Below are 20,789 nucleotides of genomic sequence, written 5' to 3' on the forward strand. Positions count from 1 at the left end.
CACCGTATCTTGAAAAGATAGTAAGTAGAAGGCAGGAGGGAAAAGCCAGTTTTTATTAGGGTTTTAAACTTTTGTATTTTACATTTAATTATGTCTACCTACTTAATTGCTAGCGAGTGTTGCTAAATTGCCATATGAATCCAGATGTAGAGCCGTTGCAATTGCAACGTCTATACACAATCGTCTTCATACATAAAATCAGCAAAGGCTGGCAGCTAATTATCTTTAGAAAAATTGTGTCTTTATGGCTTGAATTTAACCTCCATTCACTACACATTAAAGGTATTTACGGTTAAATTTTCCAATTTAATGTGTAACTGATGGGGAAACAGACTAAGGTCAACTAGCTTTTATGTATGTAGCCGTAGCCCGTGAAAGATAGCCCTTCTAGATCTGAGAATAGGGATTTGTTGTTTCTGATAAATATAAATCTGTCAATAGTAGTATTGACTAATTTTCTAATTTGGAACTTAAAAATCAGATAATCGTATATTATCTCGAAAATAGAGACTAGGCCCGAGAAAAGCAAATATTTTTATTAGATAACGGTCTAGCTGAAAAATGGAAAATGGCAGTAGAGAATGCAGAGTGTGGCGAGTGGAGAGATAGGGAAGCAAGGGGACAAGGAGAATAACTTCTCGTATCATTTCACGAAATTATTGATACAAATCATTCTTCTTGCTCTCTTTGCCTCCTACCTTCTGCTTCTGCCAATGCCCTATTTAAAAAATTTTTAGTTAAGCACTAGCTTCGGTTAAATACGAGAGTAGCGGAAACGAACCCTTAACAGACGTAGCCAGCGCAACCAAATTTGTGCAGGTTGTTCAAAGAAGGTAAAAATGTCACCAAAACCTAAATTAGTTTTGTGATGATGCAACCAGTGTCTCTCTGGAGTAGTAATAAATAGAATTTGGCATAAAATATTTACAGGCTTTGGAGTTTGCCAACCTAAGACGCTTATGTGCCTCCACCATACATGAAACTGACCAAGCAGTAGTCCAACAATAACGCCGATGGGAGAAAAAGACCACAGAACTACTGCTATGAGTATGTAAGGCAAAGCTCCCAAGATCCCATCTAAAAGAACTTGAGGGTTGAAAGTTAATATAGCGTAGTGACGAAAGTCCTTTTTCCAGGAGTGGTGCGTTTTTAAATGAAGGCTACCGAAAACATGCTCTGGTACGTGGTAAAAGAATGTAGATAGGAAATCGCCAAATAATAGTAATAACCAAGCAACAGCGATAGCCTCAAGCATTTTTACTCCTCAAGTTTAGTAACAAAACTCCACAGAAAATATCCAAATTTCATGCTGTCCGCGCAGACAGATGGTTTCCCAGTATCCAATAAGTATTTGTGTATCTTATGGGCCTACGCTCTAGTTAATTTGGTTGGCTCAAAGTTTATGTAATTCAGCAAGTTGCAGTTTCATCAATCTACAATCCTCCACGCACTAAAAAGTTAATGGGAAGAGCCTTGAATTTGGCTTCTACCTTTGGGTCGATTCAGAGAATACATCTATAAACCGATGGGAATACCGTATTTTAACACGGTTACTAAACAATCTTCTTACTAAGGCATACAGCTTGAGCAAAGATTGAGTTAAAATTAGTACAAATTTAGGTTAAGGCTTACTTGGACATTTTTGATTGCAAATTACTTGGAATTCAGCCCTATGTGGAACTGACCGCAAGGATGAAACAGTCCTTGTCCAAGGAAAATGAGGTTGTTGAAATGAGTAAGGCAGGTTGACAATCAAGTTGCTCGACAACAAAATCTGGGGTATCAATAATTAACTGGATACCGTAGCGAGCAAAGTATTTAATACTACTGAAATATTCTATCGATGTAGTAGGCGATCGCCTCTGGTTTTTGTGTCTGGATTTTTAGAACTTACGCACTCAAGGTCTAAATTAAATCGTCTTAACCACTCTTAACAAGCAAAGCTATTTCTATACTAAAAAGCGCTAGTTTACAACCGTATATGTCAAAAAAATAGGTGATTAAAAATGCAAGAGATCGGAAAGTACAACTGCAATATTACAATATTTACAAATTATCCTAATTTTACGTGTATCTTTGCAGATCCGAAATTTAGGTTACTTTCCAGTCGGAAAGGTAAAATCAGGTTTTGAAGTTATCAATACACGATTTAATTGTTTGAGCATGAATAAAAAATGGGCGGTCAAGCGAATTACTGTAAACTTGGCATCTAATGAAGCCAAGAACCTGGAAAAGTATTGCGAACAGACGGGCAGGCCAGCAACGGATGTCATTCGAGAACTCATTCGAGCGTTGCCAGTGATGAAATGAAAAAATGAAAGTAGTTCGCAATTTATTAGTAACGATGGAAAGGTAACAGTTTAACGATGGCGTGCTGCGATCGTTTACACCTGGCGCAGTACGCCATCATTAAGCTGCCTATGCTATAGGCACAAGAAATACACGCGCAACTACGTGGAATTTAAGTAAGGAGATTATTCTCTTGATAAGGCGATTCTAATCATTAAAAAGGTAACCTTTGAAACAGACTAGAACGCGGTACGTATGTCCGAAAAAAATATTATTCTTTTTGGAGTGCCTTTAAAAAGGCTTTATCGGGTTTGTTGGAATTATTCTTACCTTTTCTCCTCTATTGTTATTTGTAAACAAAATGACATAATAAACATTGTTAGATTGCACAATCGGGAGTCAGAGAACGTTTCTCAAGTTGAACTGTGGATATTCTGGATTCCAAACTTTTGAAACTTAGGTTATGGTAACGAGCGAATGAGTTCCTCAATCACATCCGTTGCTGTTTTACCAGTTTGTTCGCAATACTTTTCAAGGTTCTCGGCTTCATCTGATGTCAGGTTTATAGTGATTCGTTTGAGCGTCCTTTTTTTTGTGGATGTTGCTAAATTAGAAAATCTCTCTACGGCAGTATCACTCATTGTATTGATAGACTAAATATTTACAAACTTTCTTTATCAAGATTGCCAATTCACAACGGTCTTTACCAGTGAAAATCGAGATTTTAAGATTGAACTTAAGCTTTAAGCCCAAATCAGATTACTGAAAAGTTAATGTATTAAGCAACTAACATCACACGCGATCGATTTGGCATTACCCAAGTGCAACAAGCTTTTAGTTAAACAGATGATGTCAGCAAAACCCCAGACATTAGATTGTCTATTGAGTAATAGATTTTAACTTATAAAAACCATTGGATCGCCCAATGCACCTTCGATCGCTGAACATTTTGGCGTTACACTTTTTTTAAATCCTCTGCAATACGCAATTATTTTAATGTTATAAAAACTACTTAATATCTACAGCGACCTCGTAGATAATTCTTCCTAGTCACAGGTGATTAAGCAAACGGTGAATTAATACATGACTTTACAGAATTGGAAACGCAAGCGTGGCGTTGCACTTACTACTAAAGGTTTGCAAAAAATAAAAGAAGCAAAGCATCAGTCAGAAGCAAAGGAAAATTTTGGAGAAGCAAAGGAAAATTTTGGAAACAGATACACTCTTGAAGAAATGAGCGCACGCTCTGGATTGTATTCCGGTACAATCTCGAAAGTATTGAATCGAGAAGGAGGGGTTGATAAACAGACTATTGAAAAGCTGTTTTCAGCTTTCTCATTAAAAATAGATAAAAGCGACTATTCAAGCTCAAATAGTCGTCTACATTGGGGAGAAGCTATCTTTACATCAGTTTTTTATGGACGTACAGAAGAACTTAGTACGTTAGAGCAATGGATTCTTGATGAAGACTGCCGATTAGTGACAGTATTAGGAATAGGGGGTATTGGTAAAACAGCACTGTCTGTCAAGTTTGCTCAACAAATTCAAGAAAACTTTGAGTATGTGATTTGGCGATCGCTACGAGAAGCCCCACCTGTTAAAGTTATTCTCAGTAGCTTAATTCAATTTCTCTCAGACGAACAAGAAACAGAAGCTAATTTACCAGAAAGTTTTAGCGATCGCGTATCGCGCCTACTTGATTATTTACAAAATAATCGTTGTTTACTAATACTTGATAACGCAGAATCAATTCTCCGCAGTGGTAGCCGCGCTGGAGTTTATCGAGAAGGATATGAAGAATATGGTGAGCTTTTAAGGCGGGTAGGAGAAGCTACTCACCAAAGCTGCTTATTGCTCACTAGTCGGGAAAAACCAAAAGAAATAGCATTGCTGGAAGGAGAATCGCTACCTGTTCGCTCTTTACCACTAAGTGGGTTAAAAGTAGCGGAAGGACAAGAAATCTTAAAACTTAAGGGGCTATCTGCCGCAGAAGAACAATGGAAATTAATGATTGAACGCTATGCTGGCAATCCATTAGCCTTGAAGATAGTTGCCACCACGATTCAAGATATTTTTGATGGTAGTGTAACTGAATTTTTGCAACAAGACACGGCTGTTTTTGGTGACATTCGCGATGTTTTAGAGCAGCAGTTTGAGCGCTTGTCAGATTTAGAAAAGGACATAATGTACTGGCTAGCGATTAATCGCGAGTCAATAACACTAAAACAATTGCGGGACGATATTATATCACCAATACCACAAGCAAAATTATTAGAGGCTATAGAATCACTGGGAAGGCGATCGCTAATCGAGAAGGCTACACCTACCCTGATTAAAAAAACTGCATCACTTTTTACCCTCCAGCCTGTAGTTATGGAGTATATGATTACTAGCTTGATAGAACAAGTTTATGAAGAGATTGTCACTGAGAATATTGATTTATTCAGGCGTCATGCTCTGATGAAGGCGACGGGTAAAGATTATGTTAAAGATACTCAAATTCGCTTGATTATCAAACCAGTTATTAATGGGTTACTTCAGACTTTCAGAAGTAAAAAAAATATTGAAAATAAATTAACTCAAATTCTAGTAAAACTGCGAGAAACATCTCCTTTAGAGCCAGGTTATACAGGCGGCAATATTCTAAATTTGCTTTCTTGTTTGGAGACAGATCTTAGTAGCTATGATTTTTCTTATTTGAGTGTTTGGCAAGCAGATTTGCGAAGTGTAAATTTGCATAATGCAAATTTTGCTCATGCCGATCTAAGTAAGTGCGTTTTTGCTGAAACCTTAGGAGGCATTCATTCGGTGGCATTTAGCCCAGATGGAAAACTCTTAGCTACCGGAGATACTAATAATCAGATTAGCTTATACCAGGTTAGCGATGGAAAACAATTGCTTGTTTTTGCCGGACATACAGATTGGCTCTGGTCAGTGGTCTTTAGTTCCGATGGTCGCATTCTTGCCAGTGCAAGTCAAGACCAAACTATAAAGCTATGGGATATTGAGACTGGACGATGCTTGACCACCCTTTATGGACATAAGGGTGGAATTTGGTCAGTCGCCTTCTGCCCAAATAGTCATATACTTGCTAGCGGCGGTCAAGATCAACAAGTCAAGCTATGGGATATTAGCACCAGGCGATGCCTCAAAACTCTTTCAGGTCACACTAATCGGGTAACATCAGTTGCCTTCAGCCCCAATGGTTGCACGCTAGCTAGTGGCGATGATGACCAAACAGTAAGGCTATGGGATCTCAGCACTGGAAAAAATCTTCAAATTTTCTTACATCCTAATATCGGTATCTGTTCGCTTGCTTTTAGCCCCGATGGTCAAACCTTGGCAAGTGGTTGTCGTGATAAAATTGTTAGGCTATGGGACATTAGTACTGGTCAGTGCGTTCACACTTTAGAGGGTCATACTGACTGGGTAACTTCAGTTGCCTTTAATTCAAACGGGCATACACTGACCACTGGTTCACACGACCAAACGGTGAAGTTGTGGGATGTTAGTACTGGTGATTGTCTCACAACTTTATCAGGACATAGTACTAGGATATGGTCAGTTGCTTTTACTCCAGATAGCCAAACGATCGCGAGTGGCAGCAGCGACCAAACAGTAAGGCTATGGGATGTCAGCACTGGTTTATGCTTCAAGACCTTGCAAGGTTATTGTTATGGAATCTGGTCAGTAACTTTCAGCCATGAAGGTAATATGCTTGCAAGTGGTAGCGGCGACCAAATGGTGAAGTTGTGGGATGCTAAAACCGGACAATGCCTCAAAACATTGCGAGGACATAGTAATAGAGTAACATCAGTTGCTTTCAACGCCGATGGTCGTGTAGTTGCTAGTGGCAGTGAAGACAAAACAGTGAAGCTATGGGATGTTAATACTGGAAAGTGTCTCAAAACTCTGTGCGAGCATAGTAGTCGAGTCATATCAGTTGCCTTTAGTCCCAATGGTCGTCTCGTGGCTAGTGGCAGTGAAGACAAAACAGTGAAGTTGTGGGATGTCAGCAGCGGTCGATGTCTCAAGACTTTGCAGGAGCATTCTTTGGTGGTCTGGTCGGTCGCTTTCAGTTCGGACGGTCAAACACTAGCCAGTACTGGTCAAGACCAAACGATCAAGTTGTGGGATATTAACACTGGTCGATGCCTTCGGACTTTGCATGGTCATAGTGATTTTATCTGGTCAGTCACCTTTAGTCCGGATGGTGATACTTTAGCAAGTTGTAGTAGCGACCAAACTATCAAATTGTGGGATGTCAACACTACTGAGTGTCTTTCAACTTTCCAGGGACATACTAGTTCTGTATATTCGGTTGCTTTTATGGATAGTCACACCCTAGCTAGTGGTAGCAGTGACCAAACTGTCAAGTTGTGGGATGTCAGTAAAGGCAATTGCATCAGAACTTTGTCTGGACATAGCAATTTAGTTTGGTCGATCGCGTTTAGTCGCGACGGTCAAACCCTAAGCAGTGCTTGTGAAAGTGGAACAATTAAGCTTTGGAATACCTTAACTGGTGATTGCCTGACAACTATTCTAAACCCTAGACTGTATGAGGGTATGAACATTAGTGGCGTTACAGGTATAACAGAGGCAACTATTTCCACTCTCAAAGCTTTAGGGGCTGTGGATTTATAACTTTAACAACAAATTAGATTCTTATCTTCGGCATCTTTTAATACTGCGTTAGATTTATTGGTGGGATCGGAACCTAGTACCACATTCCCCCAGCGCATTACGCTTGCAGCAGCGGCTCCCGAACAACCGGAACCATAGATGAGAACTAGGTCATTTTCCTGAATTTTACCCAACTGTGCAGCATGATACAAATTTGCTACAGTGAGTACTGGCCCGAGGTTTGCATACTGTGGGTAGAGATTGAGTGTACGTTCTGGGTCGATGCCTAGTACGCGAGTGCAGAAGCTTCCAACCCAAGCTGTAGGTGTATTGAACAGAAAAAAGTCAATTTGGTCAAAAGTTACACCCGCAGCAGCTACAGCGCCTTCACAACATCTACGCAGAAACTCCTCAGCTGTTTCGCTAAGAGCATTCCCACCCTTGCCCATTTGCATACGGACAAGTGAATTGTTTTGCTCATCTTTTGTGACTTCAGCAAACAGAACTTCATTCAATGCAGCAGTATGAACGGTCTTTGTACCAAGGATTCCCTGGTTAGCTTCTAATGCACCAACTACGAAAGCCCCAGCACCGTCGCTAGTAAACCACGGGAATGTATCATCCTCGTCAAAAAAGCGAGAATACGTACAAGAAACTACTACTAGTACATTGCGATATTCTCCTGCTTTCACCAAAGCACTGGCAGTTTGAAGAGCAACTGGAGTACTTCCACAGGTTGCATCAAGGTTCCATGCAGCACCTTGCAGACCTAGTTCGCGAGCTAGGAAAGCGGCATTACCAAATCCAATTTGTTCGGGCCAAACTGAGGAAACAATCATTAGTTCAACGTCCTCAGGAGAAAGCTTAGCTGCATTGAGGGCATCTATGGCGGCGCGATACTCTAGTGTTAGAGAAGACTCACCAGGCCCAAGCACCCATCGCTCAATAGTGCCGCGAAAAGGATCTGATAGATAAGGCAACATTTCCTGGTCAAATTCGTTACTTGCAGTTGACTCAGTGAGCGAAAATAACTTTGCAAAGCCTTTTTCCTCGGCTTGAGTGACTAGCTCTGGGTATTTTTCTATGTAATAGTCATTTGTGCGTTTGATGCTTGGAAGGCTCAAAGCGATCGCACGAATACCGACTGGAGACGAAACCATATATAATCTACTGTTAATAATTTGTAGCGCCTTGTAAAATTAAACTCTGATTGCGGCTTTCAGATGGTGGTATCTGGGTAGGGTCGATAATTACGTCTACTACAAATGGGCTGTTTGCGGCGATCGCTTTTTCTAGGGCTGCTTTTACATCGGACTCCCTTTCAACCCGAATACCTTCTGCTCCCATCCCCTGGGCAATCTTGACGAAATCTGCCTGGGGAATCGTTGCATCTGCGTCATTGAACCCTAGATATGCCATTCCCTGTTGGCATATGTTGTAGCGCCCATCATTGAGTACAATCCACACGGCTGGAACTTGATATTTCACAGCCGTGTTTACCTCACTGTTCATCAACATTGCACCATCTCCCACAATGGCAACAGCCTTGCTTTTTCGGGCCAAAGCAGCACCCACTACACCTGTAACAAAATGCCCCATAGACCCAAATCCATTACTGATGCGGTAACGATTTGGCGTACTAAATTGCAGCAGATGAATTACCCAAGCAAAGGAGTTCCCTGACTCTGCCATCACTAATGCATTACTTCCATCAACTATTACTTGTTGAATTACATTCATTAGCAATTCTGGTCGTACTGGACTGCCGATACGTGGCTTCATGGCATGGCGGTTAAATATCGGCACAGGTAGAATTTTTGATATCCCAGAGGAATGAGGAAAATACTTCAGTAATGCTTTGACAAACACTCCCACATCGGATTGGATGGCAAAAGTCTTGGCACATGGATAGGCTGTTCCTGGTATCTCCGGATCGATATCAACATGGACAAACCCCTGACAAGGAACCATTAAAGGGTTCCAAAAGGAGGTGAATTCACCAAGACGTGTTCCCAGCACTAGCACGCGCCTTGGACGTTGCTCGTGCATATATCTCAAAACTGACTCATGTCCACCAAAGCCTGTGACACCTACGAACTGAGGATGGTCTTCAGGAAAGATACCCTTACCCCGTGGCGAACACATGACAGCAGCACCAGTCCTCTCAGCAAGCTGGCGAATTTCTTTTGCCGCCCCTCGTGCCCCGAAGCCCAACCAGATCGCAAAAGAACCTTCAGATAGCAACTGGGCGCATTCTGCGATTGTCTCTTGGGTTACTGTTGCCATACCGCGAGACAGATTTACTTCTGGCAAAGATATGTTTAGCGAACTTGTCTGGATGTTTGTAGGAATACTCAAATGGGCTACAAATCCTCCCGGTTGTGCTAGTCCGAGGGCAAGCCTTCGAGAAATTTCTGGAAGTTCATTGCTGGATTCAAGAGTAGTTGCGTAATGGAATATTGAACCGGAAGTAAAAATACCTCCACTAGGCATAGTGTATCTGCTGGTTTCCTGGATAGCCCAACGTCCTCGCTGTGGTGCGGAAGTTGAAGCTGACACAAGAATCACTTTAGCGCCTTCCCACCGAGCAGCTAGCAACCCTGTCAAAACATTGGTAATTCCTGGGCCTGTGGTAGCGAACACCACAACTGGGCGATCGCTAGCAAAGTACGCTTCAGTAGCCGCAAAAGCGGCTCCGGCTTCGTGGCGAAAGTGCAACATTTGAATGGAACTTTGGTGTAGTGCGGCCCACAGTGGGGCGATCGCACCTCCCGAAACCCCAAAAGCATACTCAACTCCCAGATTTTCTAGGATTTTAACCACTGCCTCTGCTACCAAAAAAGGTCTCGATGGCTTGCTATAAGATTGCTGTTCAGTTGAGTTTAATTCTTTACTGGTATCTGCTTTTATATCCTCAGATTTAGCATCCATACAAACTATCTTAGGAATACTTTCCTGTGTCTTGTAAGATTATCTCACACACGTAGACTTAACTAAATATTTATTGTCAATATCGCATACGATACTGTAAATATCAGGCTTTTAGCTTACTTTGTTTTTCTTTACATAGTTTAGTTTTTTTGTACCGTTCTACTTAGTTATCTTGACAGAATTTGGTATTTTATTGTGTATATATTTAAAGTCTAATTTGATACAAAAAAATTTTTAGAAAATTTAAGAGTGCCAGATATGGCGAAAATTCGATGAATTTATCAGCTTTTTGGCTTGTGAAAACTCAAAGCAATTAATTAAACTCCGGAGTATAAAAACGTGATTGATTTCAATAAGTACAAAGCTTTTACCTTCGATTGCTATGGAACCTTAATCGATTGGGAGAACGGTATCTTAGGAGCGCTCAAGCCAGTTCTGCTGGCACACAACCAAAATTTAGATGACAATCAAATTCTGAAACTTTTTGCTCAATTGGAAGCAGAAATTCAACAAGGAGAATACATCAAGTATCGAGAAGTTTTGAAGAGAGTAGTCGAAAAACTTGGTGAAAAAATAGGATTTGAGCCAACTAATCACCAGATAAATTCACTTGCTGATTCAATTGAGTATTGGCAACCTTTCTCGGATACCGTTGAGGCACTTAAAACCCTCAAGCAAAAGTTTAAGCTAGTAATTATATCAAATATAGATGACGATTTGTTCGCTTTCTCAGCAAAGCATTTAAAGGTGGAATTCGATGAAATAATCACAGCAGAACAGGCAAAAAGTTACAAACCTTCCTTAAATAACTTCACAGTTGCTATTGAGAGAATTAATCTTCCCTTGGAAGAAATATTACACGTTGCGGCTAGTGTTTATCATGATATCGTTGCAGCCAAATCTCTCGGACTATCGACAGTCTGGGTGAACCGTCGAGCTGGTCAACAAGGAACTGGTGCTAGTGTATCAGCAGTCAGTCAACCTGACTTGGAAGTTCCTGATTTGAAGGCCCTCGCTGCTTTGAGTTTGGGGGAGTGGGGAGATGGGGGGACAAGGGAGACAAGGGGGACAAGGGAGAATAATTTTTAACCCTTCAGTCAACAATTAACAGTCAACACTCCCAATAGCCGACCTGTTTGGCCAATGACTAATGACCAATGACTAGTGACTAATAACTAAATGACTGTTGTTAAAAAACGAAACAGGGATTGCAACATAGATTGATTCTGCCTTACTCTGGAAAAACTACTATGGCAGTTTGGCGTGACGTTCGACAGTCCTTCGCAGCTATATATTATACCATAGCTTTGGACTAACCGTAACGTAGTTGTTTCTAAACTTGAGGACAGCACATAACTGTCTCACCAAAATCTGCTTCCTGCCGATAAACTTGTTCTTTGAAAACACTTTGATAGCCTAAAACGATGAAAGCATCTGCTAATTTCGACTTTGAAGACGAGAAATTCAATGCACCGCCTTCTCAAGTCATCCCCTGGTGTCAGATGATTAATCCTCGGTATGGCGCAGATGGTATGCAATCTTACGGTTTGGCGCTGAAGCTTGACAATGCCAATGCTGTCGGCTTTGTACCAGATGAAAATTGGCAGCAAGTAGAGCATGAATTTAGCTCTGGAGTAGAAACTGTGTTTATGAGTACGACCCCACGCTTAGTTATATAGGACTAGTATTTGATTTCTGAAAAAGCTCCGTACATTTGAAGAGTGGCAAAATCAAAGGTAGTGTCTCGGAGAAACCACTCAAACATCCATTTGAGATGAGAGAACGAAGGAATCAAAGCACAGAAACGCCGTACCCAAGTTTTAGCTTGTAACCAAATATCCTCAATTGGATTTTGTGATGGGCAATTAGGGGCAAAGCGAACACAATGAATTTTCCAGTGTTCTTGAGACAAACCAAGGTTTATCTCGCCTAAAAAGTTTTGAACCAGATGTGAACGATGGTAAGAAGCACCATCCCAAAAAAGAAGTAATCTTTGGTTGGGCGACTGATCTAATAAATAACGTAGATAATCAATCGTATTTTCTGAGTTACCTGCGTTATATGCTTTGAGCAGTAAGCCTCCCTTCAAATAGTCAACTGCCCCGTAGTATGTCTGTTTATCTCGTACATTAACAACTCTCACTGCTATCTCTTGGTCAGTTCTTCCCCAAACATATCCGCTTAAATCTCCCCACATTAAATGACATTCATCAAGCAGTAATACTTTTAACTTTCCTGTCTCGATTTCCTCCCGATGCCTTGCCAACAGTGTTTCAATCTCTTTTTTTTTTGCAGCAACAGCGTCCTCGTCAGCTTTTGGATTCAAAGAAGTAGTTTTCTTCCAACTAATTCCTGCCGCATCAAATAAATCGTAATAGCTCCGTTTTGATTCATAAGTTAGATCGTATTCAAAAGCCAATTTATATTCGAGTTCGCCAAGTTCCCAACACTCCTTTGTTTGCAACCAACTTAAGATTTCTTCTCGTTGTTGAGCAGTTAAGTAGCCTTTTCTTCCCTTGTGGTTCAAGTGCAGCCCCGAAATTCCATATTCCTCGTAGGCTTGTTTCCAGCTTGTTATCGAACCAAGTGACACATCTAAAATTGTTTGAATTTCTTCATACTTGTAACCTTGATAAACCAGTTTAACTGCCAAAGCTTTCCTTACCTCACGCGCATCTGGGCGATCATCTATAAATTCTTGTAGTTCTGCGATCGCGGCTTGTAGATCCTGGTTTATCATTGTTCGTTCTTAGACAGATACACACCTCAGTATTATCTCTTAGTTTTTTCAGAAATCAAATATGATTCCTATAGTGCGGCGGGGGCCATTGTCTGTCAAAGATCGAGAAACGGGTCTCAAACTGGGTACGCTTAAAGATAACTATGATGCTTTTTTAGCAGACAAACTTAAATTTAAAACCTTTACTCGTTATTTAATTTTTATAGTGGGAGAGAATAAAAAGTTTTTACATCAATCACCACTACAATTAACACTCAATGGTGCAGCCGGAGCAAGTTTCAGCAAAACTTACTGCGACTTCCAACAAGGGAAAGTAGTTAGTGGATTCGTTGCTGAATTAGAAAAGGCTTATGCTGTTTATCGCAAGCAACCCTTGACACCAAAAGGGCCTTTATTCCACGCTCACGGAATTTTTTGCCCGATAATTGAGTGTGAAGAAAGAGGTATTGAACCAAATACAGTTTTAGTAGCTTCAACTGTAGATTACAAACATCCAACGGTGGGAACTTTAACACAATATTTAATTGCTTCGGATTCTCTGGAGTCTGCAATTATCTGCAAGACTTTTGAAGAATACAAAGAATTTGGCAAGGAACCTGTAAAATCAGAAACGCCCAAAATGGCAATGGCAGGGGTTTCTAGTTCTTATGTGTATGCTGATGAAGATGATTTTGCTTATCCGCCGTATTAGGATTAAGAGTTAAGAGTTAGGAATGAGGAGTTATGAATAGTGAGGAGTGAGGAGTGAGGAGTGAGGAGTTATAAACTATGAATTGATAACTCCTAACTCCTAACTTTAAACTCCTAACTTCTAACTTTATTCTTTGAGCAATAGATAATATAGCGAACCATTACCGCCTGTGATGCCAGCACGATCGCCTGCTAATTTCCCAGATCCCATAAAGTAATCTACTCGTCCTGGGCCTTTGATGGCGCTTCCTGTATCCTGGTCAAGGACAAAGCGACTGACTGTGCGCCTTTCGAGTTTGCCACCAGTGGCGGGGTAGGGAAATGAGTTATAAATTAGGGCTAGCGCTCCCGGAGGCATGAGAGACTTATCTGTGGCAATGGAACGTTCTGGTGTTACTGGCACATGAATACTGCCGGTAGCTGGTCTACCACCTGTTTCTTGGAAGAAAATAAATCTTTCCCAGCGTGGCAGATAATTATTTAACTCCTGGGGTTTTTGCCGGAAGTAAGCAATCAAACGTGGCATTGTCAAACCTTCTAAGGGCAGTTTGCCATCTTTGGCTAGTTCTTTGCCAATACTAGTCCAAGGGTAATCGGTTCCACCTGCATAACCAACAGACGTAGTTTTGCCATTAGTTAATTTAATTTGGGCAGAACCTTGGATATGTATCATATATGCATCTAAGCGATCGCGAAACCAAAGTATTTCTAAACCGCTTAGTTGGCTTTTATTGCCTAGCAAACCATCCTCTCCTTCCAAATCAATTCGTTTGGGGTGGGGTTTCGGCCATTGGCTGAAATCAGGTGGTAGCCGATAAAGCGGATATTTATATGTTGCAGTCCTGACACGGCTAGCGGTGTAAACAGGTTCGTAGTAGGCAGTGAATTTAACAGTACCCTTGCCATCATTGCCCACAGACTGGTAAAAATCAAACTCCCGTTGGACAGCAGCTTGTAATTGCGCTGGAGACTTAGAACTGACAACCAGTTGGCGAAAACGTAATAAACTGCGGCGGACGCGATCGAGCGTAATTTCCTTGATGGGATAATTTTGATATGCTGCGATCGCTTCATCCTTGGCTAAGTAACGCAAACTGTTGTCAATAGAAGCCAATAGAGCAAGGCGATCGCCTGTTTTACCCCTTTGGCCCCAAAGTTGGTCATCCCAACCCAAGCAACTCTGCCGCACCGTACAATTACCTCCGATGGCCGTTGGTTTTAGCGGCAGCGTAAACTCAGGGGTAGTTGGTGCTGGCAGAGGCGGTAGTTCGGGAGTAGTCGGTATTGGCAAGGGCTGTAAATTAGGAACTTGAGCAACACCCGACAAAAAAGGATTTACAAAGGCAATTCCCAAACTCAAGGAAAGCAAAGCAAGGGTTTTTCTCATCATTTAGTTGAATCTTTCAACGCTGGAACTAAAAACTGGTTCTACCCGAATTGCCACGATCCGAGAAGGACGTACTACCATATACTCCCCCTGAATATTCTTGATCGGGACGCTAATAAAGTCACTTGAAGCAGATTTTGGCACAAGTTCGCCACTATACCACTTTTGAAACTCTTGAATAGTAGGAAAACGTACTTCTTCCCGGTGGCCGGTTTCCAGTAGGAGGTATACGGCGTATTCATTTGGAGTTCTAGGCATAAGATTGAATCATTTAAAAAACATTCAACCCATTGTTAACCACGTTACCCCAGAATGAAAAGGGTAGGCATACGGGAGATGACGGGATGGGGAGATGGGGGAGTGTGGGGAGTGTGGGGAGAAAGGGGGGAAAGATTTCTTCCCTATCCTCCCTATCCTCCCACCCCTCCCACACTTCCTGCTTGCCCCATGCCCTCAAGACGACTAATTGTTTAACCAGTTCCTGAAAAAGTTTGCATAACTATCTAATGAACCTCTGATAATTCATCAACATTATTGAACAAGAGTTATTCAAGAGGCAAAATTTATGAAACTTTACTATCGTGGTCTGAGCTATGAATATAACCCAAGTAAAGTTGGCAGCAAAAAAACACAACAGCCGTTTCAACCAGTTACTCAAATTGGGCCAGCTTATAATTTAATGTATCGTGGCGTTAGTTATCGTGTCGATCCCAATTCCAAATCGGCGGAAGTTGCCACAGCACCAGTAGCCTACAAATTGAACTTTAGAGGAATCACTTATTTTGTAAATAAAATTGCATAATCATAAGTGGGCGTAGTTTTGCAACTAGCAAGTATTTTAAAAGTAGCCGTAGTGCAGATTTCTAAGAAGTTTAAAGCTTCAACAATAATATGGTGTTAAGCCGATTTGGAGTTTAGGGAGTCAGAAACTTGTAGTAAAATCCTCAAAAAACTTTGGAATTCCAACACTAGTTACATAGTTCCTTTTTCAAAAATCTTTCTAAAGCTGGTAGTTGTGCCAAGATTAATTTGAGGACTTAAGCAAGTAACACAATGCTAGGACAATTATTAGATGGACGTTACCAAGTCCTTCAAGTTTTAGGTGGAGGAGGGTTCGGTCAAACCTACATTGCCCAAGATACCCACAGGCCTGGTTTTCCGAAATGCGTAGTCAAACACCTCAAGCCAGCCACTCGCAGCGTTGAATTTCTCCAAACTGCCAGACGGCTATTTACTAGTGAGGCAGAAACACTAGAAAGACTTGGAACTCATGACCAAATTCCTCGGCTTTTAGCCTATTTTGAACACAACCAAGAATTTTTCTTGGTGCAAGATTTCATTGAAGGGCATACTCTCAAACCAGAACTACCTCCCAACGGACGTTGGACAGAAGATCGAGTAATTCAACTCCTCAAACAAATATTGGGTATTCTGCAATTTATTCATAGCCATAACGTTATTCATCGAGATATCAAGCCAGACAATATAATTAGGCGGCAACAAGACGGTAAGTTAGTGCTGATTGACTTTGGTGCTGTCAAACAAATGGAAACTCAACTACTTACAGTTGTAGGGCAAACTACGGCTAGTATTATCATTGGCACCCCAGGATACATGTCTACAGAACAGGGACAAGGTAAGCCTCGCCCTAACAGTGATATTTATTCCTTGGGCATTATTGCTATCCAAGCGTTAACAGGTATACATCCGACAAACTTTGAGGAAGACCCAGATACAGGAGAAATCTCTTGGCAGCATCAAGCTAATGTTAGCTCTGGATTGGCATTTGTGCTATCTAAGATGGTGCTACACCACTTTAAACAACGCTATCAGTCTGCGGCCGAAGTTTTAGAGGTGCTTGAGCATCTTGATAGTAAAGTAGAAGCCCAATCAACTCAACCTTCAGATTTTATCCAACCCCCTCAAGTTTCGCTTTCTCAAGAAAATTCAATTGCATATTCGTCTGCTTTTATTTTGTCTCCAGAAAATTACAATCGCTTAGAAAAAATTCTCTTGGAATTGGTCGGCCCTGTTGCGCCAAGATTACTCCAACAAGTTGCAGCCTCAGCAGGCAACTACGAAGAATTAATTAGTCGATTGGAACTTCATCTGCGAGGAAATCAACTTATTGATTTTCACAATAAAACAAGATTTCTATTTGAGAAACCTACTTTCATACAAGAATTAACTGTTAAATCCGATCGCTCTGAAATTAATCCAAATAATTTACCAAACCAAGAAGAAGTCATCAGCGACAAATTTGTGGAAAAATGCGAACGTGAGTTGGCTGATTTAATTGGCCCGATAGCTAAATTTTTAGTCCAAAAAACTGTTAAATCTTCTGGACAAATTTCTCGTGCAGAACTAGTAAAAATTTTAGCCTCAAAAATTCCCGAAGCTAAAAAAGCCTTACAATTTGAACAACGTTTACTTTCTTGAATTAGGCATGGGGCATTGGGCATTGGGCATTGGGCATTGGGCATTGGGCATTGGGCAAGCAGGGAGTGTGGGAGGATGGGGCAAGCTCGTTAGGTGTGGGAAGCTTTTTTAATTTCCCCTCTCTCCCCAAACTCCCCATCTCCCATGCCCCATGCCCTATGCCCCATGCCCCATGCCCATAAATCTTTAACTCTGATTATTCAGCATATCCATAGCTATTCTTAAGCTGGATTTCATACGATTAAATGCTTCTGCTAATCCACCAATTTCATCATTAGATATCTCTTCAAAATCAGCAGTCATGTCACCAGTGCTGACTCTTTGTGCGATTTTTTCGATTCTTTTGATTCTTTGAATTACAGCTTTTTTGATTAAAAAATTAATCAAGAAAATTATAAGTGCAAAGATAGCAATCAAAAGCCCCATAATCAATATCCAAGTACGTTTGGCATTGGCAAAAATTTCTTCTGAAGGAACAGAAATTATTTGAGCGGAAACAATGTCGTTCAGTTTCCAGCCAAAACCATTTTCAGAACCATAAGTTGCTAATTGACTCTTAGGAGCTTGCTCTGGTGTAGAATGACATCGTAAACATTGCTGCTGTGTAATCTTGAGTGGTTGGGCAATGTAAAATACCTCGCCTTCTGGTAAGCTGCGAAAGCCAGTAATTTCTAGGGTCTTTGCTTCGTTGCGAAAACGCTCTACAAGTTCAGTTTCAAAGCTATCAGCTTTATCTGCTAGATTTGTGGGGTTAAGTGTCGCATCTTTATGAAAAAAGTTTTTATATTCAGGCTTTTTGCGAAAATTTTCAAAAACCTCTTTTGAGGAAAAAGTTGGCACTATTTCAGGCATGAATGTTGGATTGGTTTCTAGTCTAGGTTCTAATAAGGGATCTATCCGAACCTGTGTATAGTTTCTAACTGCATTCACCATTTGGATGAGAATCTGCGCTTGAGAAGTTACTTCATTTTGCGCTCTGGCCTGAAGTAAACTGGATAAGGCAAGGCCGCTTCCCAAAATACTGGCGATGAAAACTAATATTAAAAGTAGATTAAATTTAGCACCTATTTTTAAGTTTTTTAACGTAATGTTGTTTAACATGACCTAAGCAACGAAGGTGGTATATAAGCTTGTTTAATATCTATTTATACCGATTACAAAACTGGCGATCGCTGAATTAATAAATATTAATTTTTTGTTGTAATTTACCTTATTTAACCTGTAAATAAGTTTATTTAAATTAGTTTTTTAAGCCAAGTTATTTTCTCAATCATAATTAGTGATGGTTTCGCGATTTTCCCGTCGTTTATTTCTGTTTAATCTGCTAGGTTTGGCATTTGCTAGTTGTCAACAAAGGCGGAAGTTTGAAGGCCCGTTAACTATTGGCGTTCTTAACTATGGTGGAGGCGAACAAATAATTAACCAATATGCTAAATTCAATACTTATCTGGGAGAAAAAACAAACTCATATATTCAATTAGAGCCTGCTTTTAATGAAAACAAAGCCGTCGAACGCCTTGAGGCACGTGCTTGGTCGTTGGTCTTTGCGCCACCGGGTTTAGCGGCTATTGCGATGGCACGTTACCAATATGTTCCTTTTTTTCCTTTAGTAGGTATTAGTGATTTGCGTTCAATTTTTGTTGTTCGCAAGGACAGTTCAATATCTGAATTAAAACAACTACAAAATCAAATAGTGGCTTTAGGTCAGTTAGGTTCGGCGACAGGATATTATTTTCCTCTTTACAACCTTTATGGTACAACACTGGCTGAAATATTGTTTGCACCCACACCAAAAGCAGGGCTGGAATTCGTAGCTCAAGGAAAAGCTAACGCCTGTGCAATTTCGGAGGCTGATTTGAGTCTCCACGCTTCACAGTTTAGTCCGACGGAATTTCGCGTACTCTTTAAAGATCCCCACTATGTACCACTGGGTGTGGTTTTGATTGGGCCTAATGTAGAGCGCAACCGTCAGGAATTCATCCGCAAAGTAATGAGCGAGTTACCTTCAGGTTTAGCTCAAGAAGTTGGCTATGTACCCAACGGACAAGTACCAGATTACAAATATATGATTTCTGTGGTAGACCGAGTAAGTTCAATTGCTTCTAATTTGCAGACTAAACCTGTGCGTTTGTTTGAATCAAAAATGCCAACAAAGAGTTAAACAATTTTGGATTTTATATTTTAGATTAATGCTATGGTTGGCTTTTCAAGTTTCTGCTTTTATATTTTTTTAGAGCAGGGAAAAGGTAATAGGAAATGAGCAAATAAAGTCTTTGGGATGTATGGGGTTTTTGAGCAGTTTAGGACATAAACTATGCTTCAACTGCTATAAACTTTGAATTTTTAACAAGTAAAGAATTCAAGAGTCAGGAGCCAGAATTCAGAATTTAATTCTATGCGGTTGGCGAATGAGTAAGTGGGTTTAATTCCCCCACTAAATCTTCTCCTTTTGAGACGCTACGCGAACGATTTAGCGATCTACAATTAGTGGCGGTTTTGAATCCCTCACGCTCTTAATTCTGAATTCTGAATTCTGAATTCTGAGTTATTCTTCAATCCAAAATCCAAAATTTGAAATCTAAAATTTTGTGAGTTGCTTTTAACTAACAATTCCCAAATTGCTGTAAACTTCGATTAAATTTCCATCAGGATCGCGAAAATGGGCTGTGCGGATTCCCCAATTTGGACGGTCTATTGGTTCGGTGACGACAGTTGCATTACTATCTTTGACTTGTTGATAGACCTCATCTACGTTATCAACTGCGAAAATCAAAACAATTCTATCTCGACTGGCAACATACGAAGGCTGATCGATTCTTGGGACTACTTGAGCCATTAATTCTTGTTTGAACAAACCGAGTTTGAGATGTCCGCTATTAAACTCAGCATATCCGCTATTTTCATCTCCCCAATCGACATCAAATTTTAGCAAATCTCGGTAGAACAAAAAAGAATCTTTGTAGTTGGAGACAAGCAGTCTCAAGTGTGTTAGTTGAAGCTTCATAGTGGCCTTGGTCTACTAACTGTGAATTCTAGGTTCTGGATGCAAAGTCGCCAGCAGCTCACTTTCAACAATTGCTAATTCATCAAGGCGTTGCATGACAATTTCTTTGTCGAAGTAAGTAGCAGCTAAAACCCAATATATACCGTAGTGACGCGCTTCGGACGCCATGAGGCCGCGATAAAATTTTGCTAATTCTGGCTCTGGACAGTGAGCAGCTAATAATCCCAGGCGTTCGTGGCTGCGAGCTTCGATTAAGCCAGTGACTAGTAAGGAATCTAAAAATCGCTGGGGTTCTTGAGGACGTACAGCAGCTTTTAGACCCGCGCCGTAAGGAGGTGGTGGTAAGGGAGCCAAAGGAATATTCCGCCGTTCTAGCCATTGGTTAACTAGCTCGAAGTGTTCTAGTTCTTCGCGGGCGATCGCTGTGAGTTCCCGCACCATTTTAGTATTAGAAGGGTAGCGGAACATAAAGTTCAAGGCCACACCTGCGGCTTTACGTTCGCAGTGGGAGTGGTCGAGTAAGATGATATCTAAGTTAGCGATCGCTTGTTCGATCCAAGCAGAACTCGTGGGCTGTTTCAGGGCATTAATAGTCGGTAACTGAGTAAGCACATCACAAAACTATAGAATTGCAATTTTGCTGAGTACTTCAGCAAACTGATTTTACAGCAGAATTCAGAGTTTTA

16 protein-coding genes and 2 pseudogenes are annotated in these 20,789 nt (G+C 40.8%); 8 read left to right on the forward strand and 10 right to left on the reverse strand.

What is annotated here, in order from left to right:
- Positions 1 to 754 precede the first annotated feature (754 nt).
- Entirely contained in the window at positions 755 to 1,255 is a 501-nt protein-coding gene (locus tag NSTC745_RS18550) for a fatty acid hydroxylase (protein WP_445638456.1), read from the reverse strand.
- Positions 1,256 to 2,163: 908 nt separating this feature from the next.
- On the opposite strand from NSTC745_RS18550, the gene NSTC745_RS18555 reads away from it, so the two are divergent.
- The gene (locus tag NSTC745_RS18555) at positions 2,164 to 2,310 is read left to right on the forward strand and encodes a ribbon-helix-helix protein, CopG family (RefSeq protein WP_096538967.1); all 147 of its coding nucleotides are present in this window, start codon (positions 2,164 to 2,166) and stop codon (positions 2,308 to 2,310) included.
- A 440-nt stretch (positions 2,311 to 2,750) separates the two neighbouring features.
- On the opposite strand, the gene NSTC745_RS18560 is transcribed toward NSTC745_RS18555, so the two are convergent.
- Positions 2,751 to 2,930, reverse strand: a complete 180-nt coding sequence (locus tag NSTC745_RS18560; protein WP_445638457.1) for a RepB family protein — start codon at positions 2,928 to 2,930, stop codon at positions 2,751 to 2,753.
- 442 nt (positions 2,931 to 3,372) lie between these two features.
- On the opposite strand from NSTC745_RS18560, the gene NSTC745_RS18565 reads away from it, so the two are divergent.
- On the forward strand, positions 3,373 to 6,933 hold the full coding sequence (locus NSTC745_RS18565) for a WD40 domain-containing protein (RefSeq protein WP_445638458.1): 3,561 nt from the start codon (positions 3,373 to 3,375) through the stop codon (positions 6,931 to 6,933).
- 2 nt (positions 6,934 to 6,935) lie between these two features.
- Here NSTC745_RS18565 and NSTC745_RS18570 read toward each other — a convergent pair whose 3' ends face one another.
- Positions 6,936 to 8,072: a 3-oxoacyl-ACP synthase III family protein gene (locus NSTC745_RS18570; RefSeq protein ID WP_445638459.1), complete on the reverse strand. Its 1,137-nt coding sequence runs from the start codon at positions 8,070 to 8,072 to the stop codon at positions 6,936 to 6,938.
- Positions 8,073 to 8,085: 13 nt separating this feature from the next.
- Positions 8,086 to 9,843, reverse strand: coding sequence for a ScyA-related TPP-binding enzyme (locus NSTC745_RS18575; RefSeq protein ID WP_445638460.1), 1,758 nt, complete (start codon positions 9,841 to 9,843; stop codon positions 8,086 to 8,088).
- A 339-nt stretch (positions 9,844 to 10,182) separates the two neighbouring features.
- Here NSTC745_RS18575 and NSTC745_RS18580 point away from each other — a divergent pair, with 339 nt between their 5' ends.
- Together NSTC745_RS18580 and NSTC745_RS18585 are read left to right on the forward strand one after the other, a co-directional pair.
- Positions 10,183 to 10,932, forward strand: a complete 750-nt coding sequence (locus NSTC745_RS18580) for a haloacid dehalogenase type II (RefSeq protein ID WP_445638461.1) — start codon at positions 10,183 to 10,185, stop codon at positions 10,930 to 10,932.
- Between the two features lie 335 nt (positions 10,933 to 11,267).
- A pseudogene (locus NSTC745_RS18585) lies at positions 11,268 to 11,519 on the forward strand (DUF5895 domain-containing protein); the annotation flags it as partial.
- A 5-nt stretch (positions 11,520 to 11,524) separates the two neighbouring features.
- Here the strand turns inward: NSTC745_RS18585 and NSTC745_RS18590 are convergent.
- The gene (locus NSTC745_RS18590) at positions 11,525 to 12,583 is read right to left on the reverse strand and encodes an IS630 family transposase (RefSeq protein WP_445636532.1); all 1,059 of its coding nucleotides are present in this window, start codon (positions 12,581 to 12,583) and stop codon (positions 11,525 to 11,527) included.
- Between the two features lie 64 nt (positions 12,584 to 12,647).
- Here NSTC745_RS18590 and NSTC745_RS18595 point away from each other — a divergent pair.
- A pseudogene (locus tag NSTC745_RS18595) lies at positions 12,648 to 13,274 on the forward strand (DUF5895 domain-containing protein); the annotation flags it as partial.
- Between the two features lie 126 nt (positions 13,275 to 13,400).
- Here NSTC745_RS18595 and mltA read toward each other — a convergent pair.
- A complete protein-coding gene (gene mltA / locus NSTC745_RS18600; protein ID WP_445638639.1) occupies positions 13,401 to 14,660 on the reverse strand; it encodes a murein transglycosylase A in 1,260 nt (419 codons plus the stop codon).
- 3 nt (positions 14,661 to 14,663) lie between these two features.
- Positions 14,664 to 14,918 carry a hypothetical protein gene (locus NSTC745_RS18605; protein ID WP_096538960.1) on the reverse strand — a complete coding sequence of 85 codons (255 nt, stop codon included), beginning with the start codon at positions 14,916 to 14,918 and terminating at the stop codon, positions 14,664 to 14,666.
- A 307-nt stretch (positions 14,919 to 15,225) separates the two neighbouring features.
- Here NSTC745_RS18605 and NSTC745_RS18610 point away from each other — a divergent pair, with 307 nt between their 5' ends.
- Both NSTC745_RS18610 and NSTC745_RS18615 read left to right on the forward strand, forming a co-directional pair.
- A complete protein-coding gene (locus NSTC745_RS18610; protein ID WP_445638462.1) occupies positions 15,226 to 15,462 on the forward strand; it encodes a DUF4278 domain-containing protein in 237 nt (78 codons plus the stop codon).
- Positions 15,463 to 15,713: 251 nt separating this feature from the next.
- Positions 15,714 to 17,099, forward strand: coding sequence for a protein kinase domain-containing protein (locus NSTC745_RS18615; RefSeq protein WP_445638463.1), 1,386 nt, complete (start codon positions 15,714 to 15,716; stop codon positions 17,097 to 17,099).
- Between the two features lie 186 nt (positions 17,100 to 17,285).
- Here the strand turns inward: NSTC745_RS18615 and NSTC745_RS18620 are convergent, their stop codons facing one another.
- Complete coding sequence (locus NSTC745_RS18620) at positions 17,286 to 18,200, reverse strand: c-type heme family protein (RefSeq protein ID WP_445638464.1); 915 nt, start codon at positions 18,198 to 18,200, stop codon at positions 17,286 to 17,288.
- Positions 18,201 to 18,381: 181 nt separating this feature from the next.
- On the opposite strand from NSTC745_RS18620, the gene NSTC745_RS18625 reads away from it, so the two are divergent.
- Complete coding sequence (locus NSTC745_RS18625; protein ID WP_445638465.1) at positions 18,382 to 19,260, forward strand: phosphate/phosphite/phosphonate ABC transporter substrate-binding protein; 879 nt, start codon at positions 18,382 to 18,384, stop codon at positions 19,258 to 19,260.
- Positions 19,261 to 19,698: 438 nt separating this feature from the next.
- On the opposite strand, the gene NSTC745_RS18630 is transcribed toward NSTC745_RS18625, so the two are convergent.
- The gene (locus tag NSTC745_RS18630; protein WP_096538955.1) at positions 19,699 to 20,103 is read right to left on the reverse strand and encodes a VOC family protein; all 405 of its coding nucleotides are present in this window, start codon (positions 20,101 to 20,103) and stop codon (positions 19,699 to 19,701) included.
- Positions 20,104 to 20,118: 15 nt separating this feature from the next.
- Complete coding sequence (locus NSTC745_RS18635; RefSeq protein ID WP_073643084.1) at positions 20,119 to 20,715, reverse strand: tRNA-(ms[2]io[6]A)-hydroxylase; 597 nt, start codon at positions 20,713 to 20,715, stop codon at positions 20,119 to 20,121.
- Between the last annotated feature and the right edge of the window lie 74 nt (positions 20,716 to 20,789).

The organism is Nostoc sp. DSM 114161, from assembly GCF_052692665.1.